The organism is Streptomyces guryensis (genome assembly GCF_021261325.1).
GTDB lineage: Bacteria > Actinomycetota > Actinomycetes > Streptomycetales > Streptomycetaceae > Streptomyces > Streptomyces guryensis.
Window position 1 is genome coordinate 282,732 of sequence record NZ_JAJSBI010000007.1, and the last position, 15,267, is coordinate 297,998.

Genomic DNA, 15,267 nt, shown 5'->3' on the forward strand with positions numbered 1-15,267 from the left:
CGGCCTGCTTCGGCCGCGGGTTCAGCGCTCCCCCGGAGGGGGCCGGTTACTTCGGCCAGTGGGAGAACAGCGTGATCAGTCGTTCGACGAGCTCCTCGCGGATCACACGCCACTCCCGGTCTCCGGCGCGCCGCGCGGCGGAGGCGCGGTCGTACTCCGCCTGGCCGACCTCGGGCAGACACGCGTACATCTGGAGCAGGGCCGACCCGTCGTCGGGGGGTGCCGAGTCGGTGTCCGCCGCCAGCAGGGCCCTGATGTCCTCGGCGGGCATGGAGCCGTCGATTCCGGAGCCGGGGATGCTCTTGCTCATCTTCGGCAGGCCCCCGAGGCCCGGGATCATCTTGGTGTAGATGCCGGCCAGCCGGTCTGCGGGCAGACCCCAGCGTTCCGCCCCGCGCCGGGCGAGGGCGACGTACTTGTGCTCGTCGACGCCCAGGGACACCAGCACGTGCCGGCCTTCGCGCAGCAGGTGCACGAAGTCAGCAGCCATCAGCAACGTGGCCTGCTTCATGCCGTAGTTGAGGTGGTCGAAGACGCCGTGGTTGCGGTAGAGCCCGGCGAGGTCCTCCTCGGCCCACTGGAAGTCGTCGTCGTCCAGATGGCGCGAGAGCAGGAACGCGGTGGCCATGACATCGGTCTCGCCCTCCTGCCGACGCAGTACACCGCGCCCCGGGTCGAAGCCGAGCCCAAGCGCGAACTCCTCGTACTGGTCGGCCAGGCGGCGTACCGCGTCCAGCGGCGTGCGACGCGCGTTGTAGGAGTCGAGGTCGCCGAGCACGATCTGCACGTCGAGCCCGCACTGCTGGAGCTTGACCGCGCGCAGCAGCTGGAAGAGGGTGCCGGCGTGCGGCGGGCCGCCGAGCCCGACGCCAGTGGTGACGATCGCCGGCCGACCTTCAGAGACGGCGTCCGCGAACTCCCGCGCACCGGTGTGGCACACCCACTTCGTGTGCAGGTCGCCGGGGCTCATCCCTGCGAGGGCGAAGTCGATGGTGCCGAGGCCAAGGTGCTCGTACTGGTGCTGGTCGATGACGCTCTCGTAGTACGCGGTGTCGAACTTCATGCGATCCCCTCCAACTGAGGCTGCTCTCGTAGGGCGAAGGCCCGGCGGACCAGCGGCTCGAAGCCGTCGGCCAGCAGGTCCCCGATCACGGCGTTGCGGGGCGCGGCCACGCTGCCAAGGTCTGCGGTGACCGTTCCGTCGGCGAGGACCCAGACGCGGAACGGGTACGGGTCCTCGGGCGCCCGTGTGGGCTGGGCGAAGATCTCCACCGGGGCGACGGCGTCGCGCACCCCGTCCACGGCCCGGACGAAGTCATCCCGCTCGAAGCCGTAGAGCTCCGCCTTGCCCGCGCTGGCACGGCCGATGGGCCTGTACTGGGAGATCAGCCAGTACTCGACCTCCGTGCGGTCAGCGATGCCCGTGACGAACTCCGCGAGCCGCGGCAGCTCCCGCACGGACGCGGCCGTGGTGAACGTGTTGAAGGCGAGTCGGCGCCGGTCGGCGACGAGGAACTCGACGTTGGACCGGAACCGTTCGAAGTAGCCCTGCCCGCGGAACCAGTCGGCCGAGTCCGCCTCCGGACCGTCGATGGCCAGGGAGTAGAGGGTCACGTGGTCGCGCATCCCCGCGTAACGGTCGCTCAGGAGCAGCCCGTTGGTGTGCAGATTGGTTTCGAAGCCGGCTTCCCGTGCGTGCCGGAGGGCGACCTCCAGGTGGTTGTCGTAGGGCATCACGGGGTCGCCGCCGGTGAACACGACCCGGTGGGCTTCGGACTCGGTGCGGACCTGGTCGATGACCCTCCGGACGGTGTCCGGGTCTGTCTTGACCCGGTTGCGCTCCCGGTAGCAGAACCGGCACACACCCGGTGAGGCGCTGGTCGGGGCCAGGTCCCAGGCGTTGCAGTCGGTGTTGAGGACCAGGTGAACGATCGCGAGTTCGTCGTGCGTCAGCATGGGGCCTTCTCCTTGTTGCCAGGGCTGACCAGGAGGGCTGTCGGGGAGACGGGCCGCAGGAGCGAGCGGAGCTTGTCCGGGGCACCGCCGGTGAGGCGTACGAACTGCTGCAACGTGTCCAGACCCGCGCCGGCGTCGATGATCGTGAGTGCCGTGTCGATGCCGGATTGGACGGTGGGCACCGCCTCGGACATCACCATGAGCAAAGCCGCGTTGAGGGCGACCGCGTTCCGCGCCTGACTGGTGTCATGGCCTGCCAGTACGCGTATCGCCGCGGCGACGTTCTCCCGAGGGTCCTCGTGCTGGGTGACGGACATCAGGTCCTGCGGCATCGAGGACGCGCCCTTGCGCACCTCGTCGTTGAAGGTCAGGTCCTCGTCGCCGGCGTTGATGCGGCAGGCTCGCACGGTGCTTCCGGGGATCAGTTCGTCGACCTGGACCGCCTTGCCGAGGCTGGAGTTGATGACCGTCACGTCGGGCAGGCCGAGTCTGGAGAGCAGCCGGGCGGAAGCGCCGACCGCAGGGTGCGAAAGGCCGTACACGTAGGCGGAACAGGTGACCGGGCTGAGGAGGGCGGGGAACGCCAGGCTGAGGGCATGCACGGCCTGGAACCTGCCGCCGTAGCGACGGTCGAACTCGGGCACGCGGTTCTCGATGGAGAAGAACCCGAAGCCGGTCTGCGCCGTGATGTCGACCATCTCCTGGTGCGGCACCATGTCGCTCGTCGCGCCCACGAGGTCGACGAAGTCGCGGGACCCGGTCTTCGACGACGCACTGCGCGATCCGAGCTTCGCGACGTGTGCTCCCCCTGTGGCCGCCACCAGCGCGGCGGCGGTACTGAGGTTGATCGTCTTGAACGTCTTCTTCCCACTGCCTGTGTAGCCGACGAACCGCATGCCTTCCGGCGGCTGATGGAAGTCCCAGCCGCTTCGGTCCAGGGCTGTCGCGGCCTGGACAGCGGCCTCGACCTCCTCCAGCCGTGGCCCCCGCAGGAGCAGTCCCGTCAGGACGCTCCCCAGCATCACGTCGCGCGTGTGGCCCTCCGGTAAGGCGAGGATGCGCGTGATCCCGTCGTGGACGTCCTGGGGGGGAATGTCGGCAGGTGAGTTGATCTTGTGGGCCAGCAATGGCGTTGTGACCGCCATGGCGTGGGCTCCTTCCGTCACGTGTCGGATGTGAGCAGGACCTTGAAGGGGCGATGGCGGGCTTCGTTGTTCAGGGCCGCCAGTCCCTGCGGCAGTTCGCCGAGGGGAAATCGGTCTCGGGTCATGAGGGCGGCCCAGTCGCCGCCCTTGGCGATCACGTCGATGGCGTCTCGGAAGTCGTCATGGCCGTCCGCGCGGCAGTACGAGAAGGAGCCGCGCAGGGTGATCGAGCGACGGAAGACATCCCGCAGGGGGACCGAGAGAACGACGCGGGGCGCGTAGGCGTTCTGGACGAGAACCGTTCCCCCGTCACGAACAGCCTTCAGCGCCTGGCGTATGGGGGCGTCGCTGTGACCAGACGCGGCGTCCACGACGGCGTCGCACGCCGGCAGCTCGGCAGAGTGGAGAATGATGTGCCGGTCGAGGACGTAGCGCAGTTGATGCGACCGTGAGGGCTCCCTGACCAGCATGTGCACGTCCCACCCCGCCTCTGCCGCGCAGATGGCCGTGCACACCGCAAGGACGCCGCCCCCGATGATGCCGAGCCGCCCCATGGGCACTCGTAGCCCGCAGCGGACTCCGTGCAGGGCCACCGCCATCGGATCGGCGAGGGCTCCGTGCGCGGGATCGCGCAGGTGGCGAAGCGGGACGATGCTGTCGCGGGGCGCCCGCACGCAACCGGCGAGACCTCCGGGAAGATCCCACCCGATGCGCTGGAGTCGTGGGCAGAGGTGGACATGGCCGCGGTCGCAGTAGTGGCACGAGCGGCAGGAGACCAGCGGGTCGATTGCGACCCAGTCACCCGTCTCCGTGTCGACACCGACGATCTCGTGCCCGGGGTACCACGGTTCCGGCAATCGTCCTTGCCAAGGATGATTGAGCTTCGCGACGTCGCTTCCGCACAATCCTGTGAAGCGTGTCTCGACGAGCGTCGTGTCGGGTGCCGAGGACATGGAGACCGGAGCGGGGAGTCGGCAGAGGACTCCGTTCTCAACTGCCCACGCGTACGGGCCGGTCATCGCTGCCCCCATCTGTCCAGCAAGGTGGGGAGAGCTTCCACGTCGGGTATCGCCCTGCCGGACCAAGCGGTCTCGCCGAACGCGAGGCCACTCGGCCCGCCCCGACGCTCCACGCGCACGGCACGCATGCCGGCCCGCTCAGCGCCGGCAAGCTCGTCACCGCCGCCATCGCCGCAGTAGAGGGCCTGCTGCGGGGCAACACCGAGGTCTCGGAGGACCGTGCGGAAGAGCAGACGGTCGGGCTTCACCGCACCCGCCCGGCAGCTGAACACGACAGCGTCGAAGTGTGGCGCGAGGTCGCTTGCGCTCCACGCTTCGGCGATGTCCGGGGACGCGTCGCTGAGGACGGCCAGCCTGGCGCCACCGCGCCGAAGCTGCTCCAGCGCCCGCAGGAGAGAGGCATCGGCCTGGAGACGGACATGGGCGAGCCGGGCCAGGAGCACTTCCAGCTCATCCACACAGGCCGCAGAGGCATCGCAGCGGGCGACGAGGTGAACCGCCACCTCGGTGGTGGACTCCATCTGCCCGTCGTGCCTCGCCTGCCAACTGTCGGACAGCACCGACTCGGCGACCGCCGGGGATACGCGCAGGATCGCAGCGAACTGGGCAGCGGCAGCCCTCCGCTCGACCACACTCGGGGCTGCGACGAGCGTGCCGAATAGATCGAGTATCACTGCGGTCGGGCGTGGAGCCGGAGCAGCAGAACTCCGCTGGGGTGAAGGGCCAAGCAGTACGTCGCCCACTGGATGTGTGGCGGGCGCGGACAGACTCGTCGACAAGGAGGTGCTCGTCGGCGGATAGCGCATGGTGAGGCTCCATCGGTAGATCGGTGATCTCGTGCAGAACCGAACTCTCCGGCTGGCTGGGCTGCGGCCAGATGACGCCTTCTCGGGCGTCTGACAGACGAGGAAGGAGGAATTGACTGCCACCAGGTCGAGGCCGCGCTGAGCCGCCAGGGCCCGGTGAAGCCGTCGGCGCGCTCATAGCCGCAGCCCCGACAACAAGCCGGCGACCGACGCCGTGACGTCCTTCACGAACGGGCCGACGCTGTGGGTCCCGGCGAGATACAGACCGAAAACCGCGCACACAACGGCGTGACCCGCCTTGAGCCCACCTCCGCGGCACAAGAAGACGATCACGATGCCGAGGAGCAGCAGGACAGCAACATCGACAGCCACTGCGGAAGCCCCTTCCGATCTCGGACGATTACTGGAGACCGAGGCGGGTACTGGGACGACCGCGTCGGTGTGACCATGACAGCGGCTCGGAGCTGTGCGGAGTATCACAAGCCATTCCTGAAGCTGCTCATCAGCAGCTCATGGCCGGTTGGTCTGACTTTTCAACATCCGCTTACACACGGGTTCATGACAGGCAGACTTAGGCTCCGGATCATGACCAGGGATGGGCAGGCGGTAGGCGCGGTGGGTAAGAGTCGCCCCGGGTGGCGTCCGGACAAGTTGAGACAGCAACGCGAAGCTCACGGTCTGACGCTCGAAGGCGCGGGCGAGCAGGTGCGCGAGGTGGCCCGGGCCGCGGGGCTCACGGTGCCGGCCGCCAACTTTCAGACGCTGTGGCAGCACGAGCAGGGTGAGGTCTATCCCGGGCCGCACTACCGTCGCGCGTATTGCCTTCTGTACCGCGCGACCGAGCCCGAGCTCGGCTTTCGCAACGCTCTGCCCGACGAGGCCACGAAGCTCAAGTTCACCGCGTCGAGCGAACCGCAGAACGGCGCCCACGTCCTGGCCGTGGAACGGGCGTTGCACCAGCTGGCACCGAGCGCGGAGGACGCCGACGGCCAGGGTGTCCAGCAGCGGATCCTCGATGCCTGGAAACGGCGTCACACCGGCGGTGATCCGAACCGGCCGACGCTGATGATGGTCGGCGGCTACGCGGGCAGCGGGAAGTCGGAATTCGCCCGCTTCGTATCGCAACTCACTGGATGGCCCGTCCTCGACAAGGACCCGATCACGCGCCCGCTCGTCGAGCGCCTCCTCGTCGAGATGGGCAGCGAGCCCAACGACCGGCACACCGACCTCTACCGGGAGAAGGTCCGCCCGCTGGAGTACCAGTGCCTGCTGGAGACCGCGTACGCGAACGTCGACTGCGCGATCAGCACCGTCCTCTCCGCGCCCTTCATCGCCGAGACCACAGACCCTCGGTGGATGCGGCGCCTGATCAACCGCTGCGAAGCGCGTGGCGTCACCGTCGCTGTCGTCTGGATTCAGTGCGACCTCGACACGATGCACGAGTACATCAGCTTCCGGTCCGCCGCCCGCGACAGCTGGAAACTCCAGAACTGGGACACGTACGCCAGTGGGATCGATCTCGAACTGCGGCCCGTCGTGCCGCACTTGGTTGTCGACAACCGTCTCGGCTCCGCGATATCGCTCACGGACCAGGTGCGCCAGGTCTTCGGGACGGTGTTCCAGTGAGGCAGGGCATCCTGCTGTACGGGCCGCCGGCGGCGGGCAAGGACACGATCACGGCGGCGCTCACCGAACTCGACGCGCGGTACGTGCTGTTCACCCGGCTGAAGATCGGGACCGGGAAGACCAAGGGCTACCGGATGGGTACGCCAGAGCAGCTGACCGCCCTAGAGGCACGCGGCGATGTCATCTACCGCAACGACCGGTACGGCAACATCTACGTCGTCGACCGCCCCGGCCTCGACCAGGCCATGGAGGGCGGCAAGACCCCAGTCGTCCACCTCGGCCAGCTGGCGGGGATGGAGCAGGTAACCGCTCTTTACCCGGCGCGCTGGGTGCGCGTTCTGCTGTGGTGCTCGAAGGAGACCACCGCTCGACGCTCACCACAGCGCGGGGACACCGACACGGCGGCCCGGCTGGCCGCCTGGGACGCCACTCAGGCCGATCTTGCGGCTCACCCACGGGCCCAGTGGGAACTGCGCGTGGACACGGACGCCACGGCACCCCATGAGACCGCACAGAGGATCGACGACATCGTCCGCACCACGCCACCACGCTCCTGACGGCCAGGACGTCAGCGCCCCAGCGGATGCGACCTGCTCAACTCGGGTTGTCCGGGTCCCGCTCAAGACGCAGAGCTTCCAGGGCCTCAGCGATAGACAGCCGCTCGTCTCTGTTCCCGTCCCACTGGGCAAGCGTCGCGGCAGCCGCGTGCATAAGGGAGTCCGGCAACCCGGCGTCGGAGAGGAGGGCCGCCGCGTCCTCAAGCTCTGGGCCCCAACGCCAGGCGCGGGCAGCGGTCTTGGGGATGTAGTCGGTCTCCACGAGGTAGCTACGGGTGCGCTTGGCCGCGATCACCAGCAGCTCGTCCGCAACCCCGTACGTGTCCGCCGCGCCGTAGGCCACGGCAGCCAGCACCCGGGAGACCTTCTGGTAGCTGGAGTACGCGAGCTTGAGTGCGGAGGCTTTGCCGATGCTGTCGCCCAGGACGTGGGTCCGCACATCGGTGCCGGCGAAAAGTTCGGCGATCCGGTCGGCCTGCTCGACGGCGCCGGAAAGGTAGAGCGTCGGGGACATGCCGCCCGCCGGAGGCGATCCGACCACCGCTGCATCGATGACCGGCATTGGGGCCAGGCGGTCGGCGATACTCACCACGCGCGACGGCGAGACGGCATTCGCGTCGACATAGATCGTGCCCGCTTCGGACATGCCGAGCTCGGCTACCTGGCCGGCGGTCTCCTCCGCTGCGGCGGGAGGGCATAGAGAGAGCAGCACATCGGAGCGAGAGACAAGCTCAGGCAGCGCTGCGGCTTCGAGGCCCGCGCGCTCGGCCCGGCGGCGGGTTGTGTCGCTGCGTCCGTCGGGGCACCACAGCACGATGTGGCCTCTCGCGCGCAGCTGGGCGCCGAAGGCGGAGCCCATACTGCCGGGGTGCAACAGCCCAATGGTGCTCGTCATGCCGCGGTCCTTGTGTAGTCGACGGAGTGCAAAAGCAGCAGGTCGATGGCGGCGCGTGCATGCGGCACCACGTGGTCCGGCCCGGGATCGTCCGGCGGCCAGGAACGGCCGTTGCCGATCCAGATGGTGCGCAGTCCTGCGGAGCGTCCGCCGCCGATGTCGTTGACCGGGTTGTCCCCGACCATCCAGCCACTGTCGCCCAGCACGGTGCCGCAGCGGGCCGCCGCCAGGGCGAAGTGCCGGGTCTGCGGCTTGCGCGCGTCAGCCTCCTCTGAGACGAAGACGCCGTCCACGCGCTCGGAGATACCGGTGGCCCGCAGCTTGGCCCGCTGGATATCCGCCGCACCGTTGGTCGCCACCCCCACCCGCCAGCCGGCCGCACGCAACTCCTCCAAGCCGTTGAGGACCCCGGCCTGGCACGACACCAAGGCAGCGATGTCCGTGCAGTACGTGTGCCACAACTCCGCAGTCGACACGGGCAGTCGGTACTGGGTGCGGATCGCCTCAAAAGTGGATGGGTAGGCCCGCTCGGCCACCATGTCTAGGACGTTCGCCTGATCTTCGTCCTCCAGGCCGTACTGGGCGGTGAACCCTGCGGCCCAGCCGGCGAGCGTTCCCCGCCGGTCCACGAGGGTGTTGTCGAGGTCGAAGAGAACCAGAGGCGGCTGCACATCCCGCACCCTAATGCGCGCCGGAAAGCTGTGTGCTCGGGGTCGAGCGGGCGGGTCGTCGAGCGCCTCTTCTCGCTGCGCTCTGCGTCGCGCATCACTCGTTCATGCCGTCACCCCGAGGCCGGCCCAGACCATCAGGTAAACCGACCCAGGTCAGCACCATGTCGGGCTCATCGAGGTAACAGGAGCAAGAGTGGCTGGCGGGTCGCGGCGGCGGCCTTTGCCGCCCGTAGTTTGAAGGTCGCCCACGTCATCTACGGCGCCTGGGGCGTCGAAGCCTCCCTCGGCTTCCTCACCCACCACGGTTCGGGCGGAAGGACTGTCGACGAAGCGTGGGTTCGTGCCCGCGTATCCGGGCTGGATTTCGCCATCACGCGATCAGCCGTGCGTATCGTCCACGAGTGCCAGTAAGGTTCTGAGCATTTCTTGGTGCGATTTTCTTGGCGCGCGGCCCCGCGTGCCTCCGGCAGTGATGGGAAGCGAAGCGCTGTGGCCACGACCACGTCCGTACACGACGTCATCAGGGCGATCCGCCACGGCTCGATCGGGAGGAACCGTGATCGCGGCACTCGCTTCGAGGAGCTGATCCTCCAGTACCTGAGCACCGATCCTCAGTGGACCGAGCAGTTCAGCCGAGTGTGGATGTGGACGGACTGGCCGGGAGCTGAGCACGACAAGCGCGACACGGGTATTGACCTGGTGGCACAGGACCGGGAGACCGGGGGCTTCTGCGCGATCCAGTGCAAGTTCTACGAGCCCCAGCACACCATTCAGAAGGACGACATCGACTCCTTCTTCACGGCCTCCGGCAAGGGCGGCTTCACCCGACGCATGATCGTCTCTACGACGGAGAAGTGGGGCGTCCACGCCGAGGCGGCGCTGGACGACCAGCAGATCCCCGTCACACGCCTCGGCCTGTCCGACATCGCCAACAGCCCGGTGGAATGGCGTCTGCCCGCGGTCGACGAGCCCATCGAGCTGACCCTCCAGAAGAAGAAGGAACCGCGAAAGCACCAGCGGGCGGCAATCGACGATGTCTTCACGGGCTTCGCAGACCACAACCGCGGCAAGCTGATCATGGCCTGCGGTACCGGCAAGACCTTTACCGGCCTGAAGATCGTGGAACGGCTCCAGAAGGAGCGCGCTGCCGCCGGCGAGGGCGAGCACACATCCGTCCTGTTCCTGGTGCCCTCCATCGCTCTGCTCTCGCAGACCCTGCGCGAGTGGTCATTCGAGGCTGAGGTGTCGCTGCGAGCCTTCGCGGTGTGCTCGGACACCAAGGTCGGCAAGCAGCAGCCCAAGGGCGACGACAAGGACATGGCCACCCACGACCTGGCCCTGCCCGCTACCACCGACCCTGACCGCCTGATCCAGCAGATGGCCAGCGTGGAGGCGGCACCGGGACTGACCGTGGTGTTCTCCACCTATCAGTCCATCGCCACCGTCTCCGAGGCTCAGAAGAGGGGCCTGCCCCGCTTCGACCTCATCCTGTGTGACGAGGCCCATCGCACCACCGGCGTCACCCTGGCCGGACACGACGAGTCGGCATTCGTACGGGTCCACGACGACGCGTACCTCGGTGCAGATCGCCGCCTCTACATGACGGCCACCCCACGGATCTATAACGAGGACACCAAGACTGACGCCAAGAACGCCGAAGCCGTTCTGGCCTCGATGGACAACCAGCAGATGTTCGGCCCGGAGTTCCACCGCCTCGGCTTCGGCCAGGCCGTCGAGCAGGGACTGCTCACCGATTACAAGGTCCTCATCCTCACCATTGACGAGGGCGTAGTTGCCAAGACCCTCCAGCAGGGCATCGCCGGCGGATCCTCCGAGCTCAATCTCGATGACGCAGCGAAAATCATCGGCTGCTGGAACGCAATGGCCAAGCGCACCGGCACCTTCGCCGACGGCTCCGGCTTCGGAGAGGAGGAGGCCCCCATGAAACGGGCGGTGGCCTTCGCCCGCTCGATCGCCGACTCTAAATCGATCGCCGACCGCTTCAACGAGGTCGTCGACGCCTACGACGACGCCGACGACGACGTGCTGCACTGCGAGGTCGACCACGTCGACGGCACCTTCAACACCCTGCAGCGCAACCGGCTCCTTGACTGGCTCAAGCAAGACCCCGGGCAGAACCAGGCCCGCATCCTCTCCAACGCTCGTTGCCTCTCCGAGGGCGTCGACGTCCCGAGCCTGGACGCCGTCCTCTTCCTCCACCCACGCAACTCGGTGGTCGACGTCGTCCAGTCAGTCGGCCGCGTGATGCGTCTGGCCCCGGGCAAGAATTACGGCTACATCATCCTGCCGGTCGCTATCCCCGCGGGTATGTCGCCGGAGGCGGCTCTCCAGAAGAACGAGCGCTTCAAGACCGTCTGGCAGGTCCTCCAGGCCCTCCGCGCCCACGACGACCGCTTCAACGCGACCGTCAACCAGATCGAGCTCAACAAGAACAAGCCCGACAACAAAATCGGCATCGGCAGCATCGGGCCCAACGACGAGACGATCGGCGACCAGGACGGCTCCAGCACCGCCGACAGCGCCCAGGCCGCCAAGGACAAGGAAGCCCAGAGCGCCCAGCACATCCAGGACGCCCTCTTCTCCGTCAGCGACTGGCGGGACGCTATCTACGCCCGCATCGTCGACAAGGTCGGCGAACGCCACTACTGGGAGGACTGGGCCAAGGACATTGCCCAGATCGCCGACCGCCACGTCACCCGCATCAAGGCCGCACTAGCGATCCCCGAGAAGCAGGCCGCCTTCCAAGAGTTCGTCGGCGAACTGCGCGCGACCATAAACCCCGGCGTCACCGATCCCAATGCCATCGACATGCTCGCCCAGCACATCGTCACCAAGCCGGTCTTCGACGCCCTGTTCAAGGACTACGGCTTCGCCGAGCACAACCCGGTGTCCAAGGCCATGCAGCGCATGCTCGACATCCTCGACGACCAGGGCCTGGACGCTGAGACCAAGACCCTGGAGGGCTTCTACCACTCGGTGAAGGTCCGTGCCGAAGGCATCGACAACCACGAGGGCCGCCAGCGCGTCATCGTCGAGCTGTACGACAAGTTCTTCAAGACTGCCCTGCCGAAGACCGCTGACGCGCTCGGCATCGTATACACCCCCATTGAGGTCGTCGACTTCATCATCCGCGCGACCGAACAGGCCATGGCCAAACACCTCGGCCGCTCCCTGTCGGACGAAGGTGTCCAGATCATCGACCCCTTCGTCGGTACGGGAACCTTCCCAGTACGCCTCCTCCAGTCCGGCGTCATCAAGCCGGAAGACCTGTTGCGCAAGTACACGAGTGAGCTGCACGCCAACGAGATCGTGCTCCTCGCCTACTACATCGCCGCGGTCAACATCGAAGCTGCATTCCACGACCTGGTCGGCGAAGACTACAAGCCGTTCGAGGGAATCGTCCTCACCGACACCTTCCAGCTCGCCGAGGGAACCACCAAGCTCGATGGAATGGATGTTCTGGAAGGAAATAGCGAGCGTGCCAAGAAGCAGCAAAGTCAGCCGATTCGCGTTGTTATCGGAAACCCTCCCTATTCGGTAGGGCAAGAGAGTCAGAACGACGACAATCAGAATGTGAAATACGAAGTCTTGGATCGTCGCATCCAGGATTCCTATGCTGCCCTATCAACGGCGACGCTGAAGAGAAATCTCTACGACTCTTATATTCGCGCCATCCGGTGGGCATCGGATCGAATCAAGGGTGAAGGGGTAATCTCCTTTGTGACCAATGGAGGTTACATTGACGGCAATAGCTACGACGGGCTTCGTAGGTCTCTGACCGAGGAATTTAGCGCTGTCTACTGCTATAACCTTCGCGGCAACCAGAGGGACGGAGACTGGCGGAAGGAGGGAGGGAAGATCTTCGGGGAAGGGAGTCAGACCTCCGTTGCCATCCTGATCCTCGTAAAGGGGAGGGACGGGGAGAGCGCCGGTGAGCTCAACTATCGAGCCATCGAAGATTCACTCACCCGCGAGCAAAAGCTCAGCCTCATTGGCAGCCAGAGTCTTGAAACGCTGAACTGGCAGCTTATTGAGCCGAATGGTGATGGCGACTGGATCAATCAGCGAGACGAAGCGTATTCTGAATTCCAGCCCATCAGTCTGAAGGACCCTGCATCGGTCGACGTTAGCCCGGTCTTCGGATTTCACTCCAACGGAGTCGTAACCGGGAGGGATACGTGGCTATACGACTTTGATCGTGGGAAGCTTGTGGGGAAAGTCGAGTCAATGATGGAATTCCACAACTCTCAGGTGCGTGGATTTTCCGAGCATTGCCAATCCAGGGGAATCGTGGCGCCCAAATCTGCAGACGCCAAGGCGTATATGACGTTCGATCCGAAGCGTATTAGTTGGAACCGCGCGGATGAAGGGGCGATCGCTAAGGGGCGCCTGTACACGTTTCGCGAGGAGGGCATCTTCACTGGAATGTATCGCCCCTTTACGAGGCAGTTTGTATACGTCGACCGCCAGGTCAATGCAACCGTTTCGCAGATTCCCCAAGTTTTCCCCACTCCTAATCACCGGAACGTCGGCTTCTACATCACTGGAATGGGCTCGGATGAACCCTTCTCGGTGCTAATTACCGATAGCGTCCCCGATCTTCACGCCGTGGGGACGAAGAGTGTTGGCCCACACTTTCCGCGCCACATTTATCGTCAAGTGACAACAGGGGACGACCTTTTTTCATCCATCGATGTCGGGGGTGACGGGTTTGAACAAGTCGATAACGTTACGGATTCCGCGCTCCGCGACTATCGCCATGCTTTTGGTGATTCGTCACTCACCAAAGACGACGTCTTCTACTACGTTTACGGCCTGCTCCATTCTCAGGAGTACCGCGACCGCTACACCGCGGACCTGAAGAAGTCCCTCCCTCGCATTCCCAAGGTGCGTGACTTTCGCGGCTTCGCCGAGGCCGGCCGCAGGCTCGCAGATCTGCACATCAACTACGAGCAGGCCGAGTCATACGGTGGCATCGTCGAGAGGGTCACCGGTGATGCCTCGGGCACCTCGCCCGCAGAGCTATATAAGGTCGGGAAGATGAAGATCCCCAAGGTGAAGGGGAAGCCGGACCGATCTACGATCGTCTATAACCACCGCGTGACCCTCACCAACATTCCAGAGGAGGCGTACCGCTACCAGCTCGGTACCCGCTCTGCGATCGAGTGGATCATCGATCGTTACCAGGTCAAGGTCGACAAGGCATCGGAAATCACCACCGACCCCAACGACTGGTCCGACGACCCGCGCTACATCATCGACCTCCTCAAGCGGATCGTGACGGTCAGCCTGGAGACGATGAAGATCGTGGACGGACTGCCGCCGCTGGACATCCTCGAGTAGGGCGTGGTCCGGGCAGGCGCTAACTGGCTTGCCCGGACCACGGTTCTGCGTGAGCGATGCGTGAGCGGACGAGTCAGCACCCGTTGGATTGAGCGTTACATCGGCGAGGGTCGAGAAGTCTCTGACCAGGCAAAACCGGATCGAGCGTGATCACGGATCACCACCCGTCACGATCATGCAGGCCCTCGTAATGCGTAGGTCTCGGGTTCGAATCCCGAAGGCGGCTCTCTGGTAAACCCCAAGTCATGCCTTTGACCTGGGGTTTCTTAGATTCGTTGACCTTGGAATCCTGGCCAATCGGGCACTCGTGCTCTGCGCATCGTAATGCGTAGGTCGGAGGTTCGTTTTCTGTGACGAGGTCGACTATCAAAGGTTCTGACCTGGTCTTTTATCCGCTCGTAGGGGATGGACCATGGCGGCGTAGAGGGTCCTGGTGGACAACCGGTGGACAGCCGTGCGTGACGCTCCATCAGGAGTCTCTCGCTGCCCTTGTGTCGACGGGTGAACTCCACGGGTCCCAGATGGAGCGATCGGCATCGTGGGGACTGTCCGGTCGCGACAGATCTCACAGCCGGCTCGGGCGATCCGTCGGCAGTCGGCCCCTTGGGTCAGACTCGGCGGTCGGGCATCCGCCGGTGGGTCTCTCGCGAGTCGGCGGAAAGGGTCCGCGCACATCTCCGCACCCGGGCCCTCCATCGCGCCCCGTTGCCTTGAAGCGTGCCGACGTCACCTTCGGCTCACTGGGCGGATCAGTGAAACGTAGTCATGTCATGACAATACGTGACCCTACTCCTGGTCGGTGGCTGGCCGCTCGTCCGCGGCCGCGTTGTGTGTTGTTGTTCGGCGGTAGGTAGCGTGGCGCGGCAGGAAGCGCTGAGGACAGGTTGGGCGGGTTTCCATGCGGATGCGTGTTGCTGGCCGAGACGCCGCAGAGGGGGGTAGTCCGCAGTCTTGCGAGAGCGGCTGAAGCGGCGTCCCCAGATCTCGTTGGCTGGGGGGTCATGGGCAGGGGAGAGCGGTCCTCAATCCCCTCCGGGCATAGCGTGATTGCGGCCAGAAGAAGTGCGTGCGGAACGGCAACGCGAGGCGCTCCATCGATAGCCCCGCACGTGCGGCCATCTGTACGGGCGCGCACTATGTGACACAAGACACCATTGACGCGCACATGTCTTACACGTGATCCTCACAGCTCTTGGTAAGGAAAACTTAAGGATGTGTGGGCGTGTTC

The 15,267-nt window shown here is 65.6% G+C and carries 11 protein-coding genes; 3 read left to right on the plus strand and 8 right to left on the minus strand.

The window, feature by feature from the left end; all coding sequences use genetic code 11:
• Window positions 1–46: 46 nt before the first annotated feature.
• The 6 genes from LJ657_RS17060 to LJ657_RS17085 form a co-directional block, all read right to left on the minus strand.
• Window positions 47–1,063, minus strand: a complete 1,017-nt coding sequence (locus LJ657_RS17060; protein ID WP_232649461.1) for a nucleotidyl transferase family protein — start codon at window positions 1,061–1,063, stop codon at window positions 47–49.
• The gene (locus tag LJ657_RS17065; RefSeq protein ID WP_232649462.1) at window positions 1,060–1,956 is read right to left on the minus strand and encodes a radical SAM protein; all 897 of its coding nucleotides are present in this window, start codon (window positions 1,954–1,956) and stop codon (window positions 1,060–1,062) included. The genes LJ657_RS17060 and LJ657_RS17065 overlap by 4 nt, the downstream gene beginning before the upstream one ends.
• Complete coding sequence (locus LJ657_RS17070) at window positions 1,950–3,101, minus strand: hypothetical protein (protein ID WP_232649463.1); 1,152 nt, start codon at window positions 3,099–3,101, stop codon at window positions 1,950–1,952. Before LJ657_RS17070 ends, LJ657_RS17065 begins: the two co-directional genes overlap by 7 nt.
• Window positions 3,102–3,118: 17 nt before the next feature.
• Window positions 3,119–4,132, minus strand: coding sequence for a zinc-dependent alcohol dehydrogenase (locus LJ657_RS17075; RefSeq protein ID WP_308117048.1), 1,014 nt, complete (start codon window positions 4,130–4,132; stop codon window positions 3,119–3,121).
• The gene (locus LJ657_RS17080) at window positions 4,117–4,794 is read right to left on the minus strand and encodes an HAD family hydrolase (RefSeq protein ID WP_232649464.1); all 678 of its coding nucleotides are present in this window, start codon (window positions 4,792–4,794) and stop codon (window positions 4,117–4,119) included. Before LJ657_RS17080 ends, LJ657_RS17075 begins: the two co-directional genes overlap by 16 nt.
• A 306-nt stretch (window positions 4,795–5,100) precedes the next feature.
• Complete coding sequence (locus tag LJ657_RS17085; RefSeq protein WP_030588493.1) at window positions 5,101–5,298, minus strand: hypothetical protein; 198 nt, start codon at window positions 5,296–5,298, stop codon at window positions 5,101–5,103.
• 213 nt (window positions 5,299–5,511) lie between these two features.
• Here LJ657_RS17085 and LJ657_RS17090 point away from each other — a divergent pair, with 213 nt between their 5' ends.
• Window positions 5,512–6,552 carry an AAA family ATPase gene (locus tag LJ657_RS17090; protein WP_232649465.1) on the plus strand — a complete coding sequence of 347 codons (1,041 nt, stop codon included), beginning with the start codon at window positions 5,512–5,514 and terminating at the stop codon, window positions 6,550–6,552.
• The gene (locus LJ657_RS17095) at window positions 6,549–7,109 is read left to right on the plus strand and encodes a phosphotransferase-like protein (protein WP_232649466.1); all 561 of its coding nucleotides are present in this window, start codon (window positions 6,549–6,551) and stop codon (window positions 7,107–7,109) included. Before LJ657_RS17090 ends, LJ657_RS17095 begins: the two co-directional genes overlap by 4 nt.
• 37 nt (window positions 7,110–7,146) lie before the next feature.
• Here LJ657_RS17095 and LJ657_RS17100 read toward each other — a convergent pair whose 3' ends face one another.
• Window positions 7,147–8,004, minus strand: a complete 858-nt coding sequence (locus tag LJ657_RS17100) for an NAD(P)-dependent oxidoreductase (RefSeq protein WP_232649467.1) — start codon at window positions 8,002–8,004, stop codon at window positions 7,147–7,149.
• Window positions 8,001–8,675: an HAD family hydrolase gene (locus LJ657_RS17105; protein ID WP_232649468.1), complete on the minus strand. Its 675-nt coding sequence runs from the start codon at window positions 8,673–8,675 to the stop codon at window positions 8,001–8,003. The genes LJ657_RS17100 and LJ657_RS17105 overlap by 4 nt, the downstream gene beginning before the upstream one ends.
• A 489-nt stretch (window positions 8,676–9,164) precedes the next feature.
• Here LJ657_RS17105 and LJ657_RS17110 point away from each other — a divergent pair, with 489 nt between their 5' ends.
• A complete protein-coding gene (locus LJ657_RS17110; RefSeq protein WP_232649469.1) occupies window positions 9,165–14,039 on the plus strand; it encodes a DEAD/DEAH box helicase in 4,875 nt (1,624 codons plus the stop codon).
• Window positions 14,040–15,267: the final 1,228 nt, after the last annotated feature.

What these genes read in the sequence shown, in the direction of transcription:
- LJ657_RS17060 (WP_232649461.1), bottom strand. Translation starts at nt 1,063, where the DNA reads ATGAAGTTCGACACCGCGTACTACGAGAGCGTCATCGACCAGCACCAG.
- LJ657_RS17065 (WP_232649462.1), bottom strand. Translation starts at nt 1,956, where the DNA reads ATGCTGACGCACGACGAACTCGCGATCGTTCACCTGGTCCTCAACACC.
- LJ657_RS17070 (WP_232649463.1), bottom strand. Translation starts at nt 3,101, where the DNA reads ATGGCGGTCACAACGCCATTGCTGGCCCACAAGATCAACTCACCTGCC.
- LJ657_RS17075 (WP_308117048.1), bottom strand. Translation starts at nt 4,132, where the DNA reads ATGGGGGCAGCGATGACCGGCCCGTACGCGTGGGCAGTTGAGAACGGA.
- LJ657_RS17090 (WP_232649465.1), top strand. Translation starts at nt 5,512, where the DNA reads ATGACCAGGGATGGGCAGGCGGTAGGCGCGGTGGGTAAGAGTCGCCCC.
- LJ657_RS17100 (WP_232649467.1), bottom strand. Translation starts at nt 8,004, where the DNA reads ATGACGAGCACCATTGGGCTGTTGCACCCCGGCAGTATGGGCTCCGCC.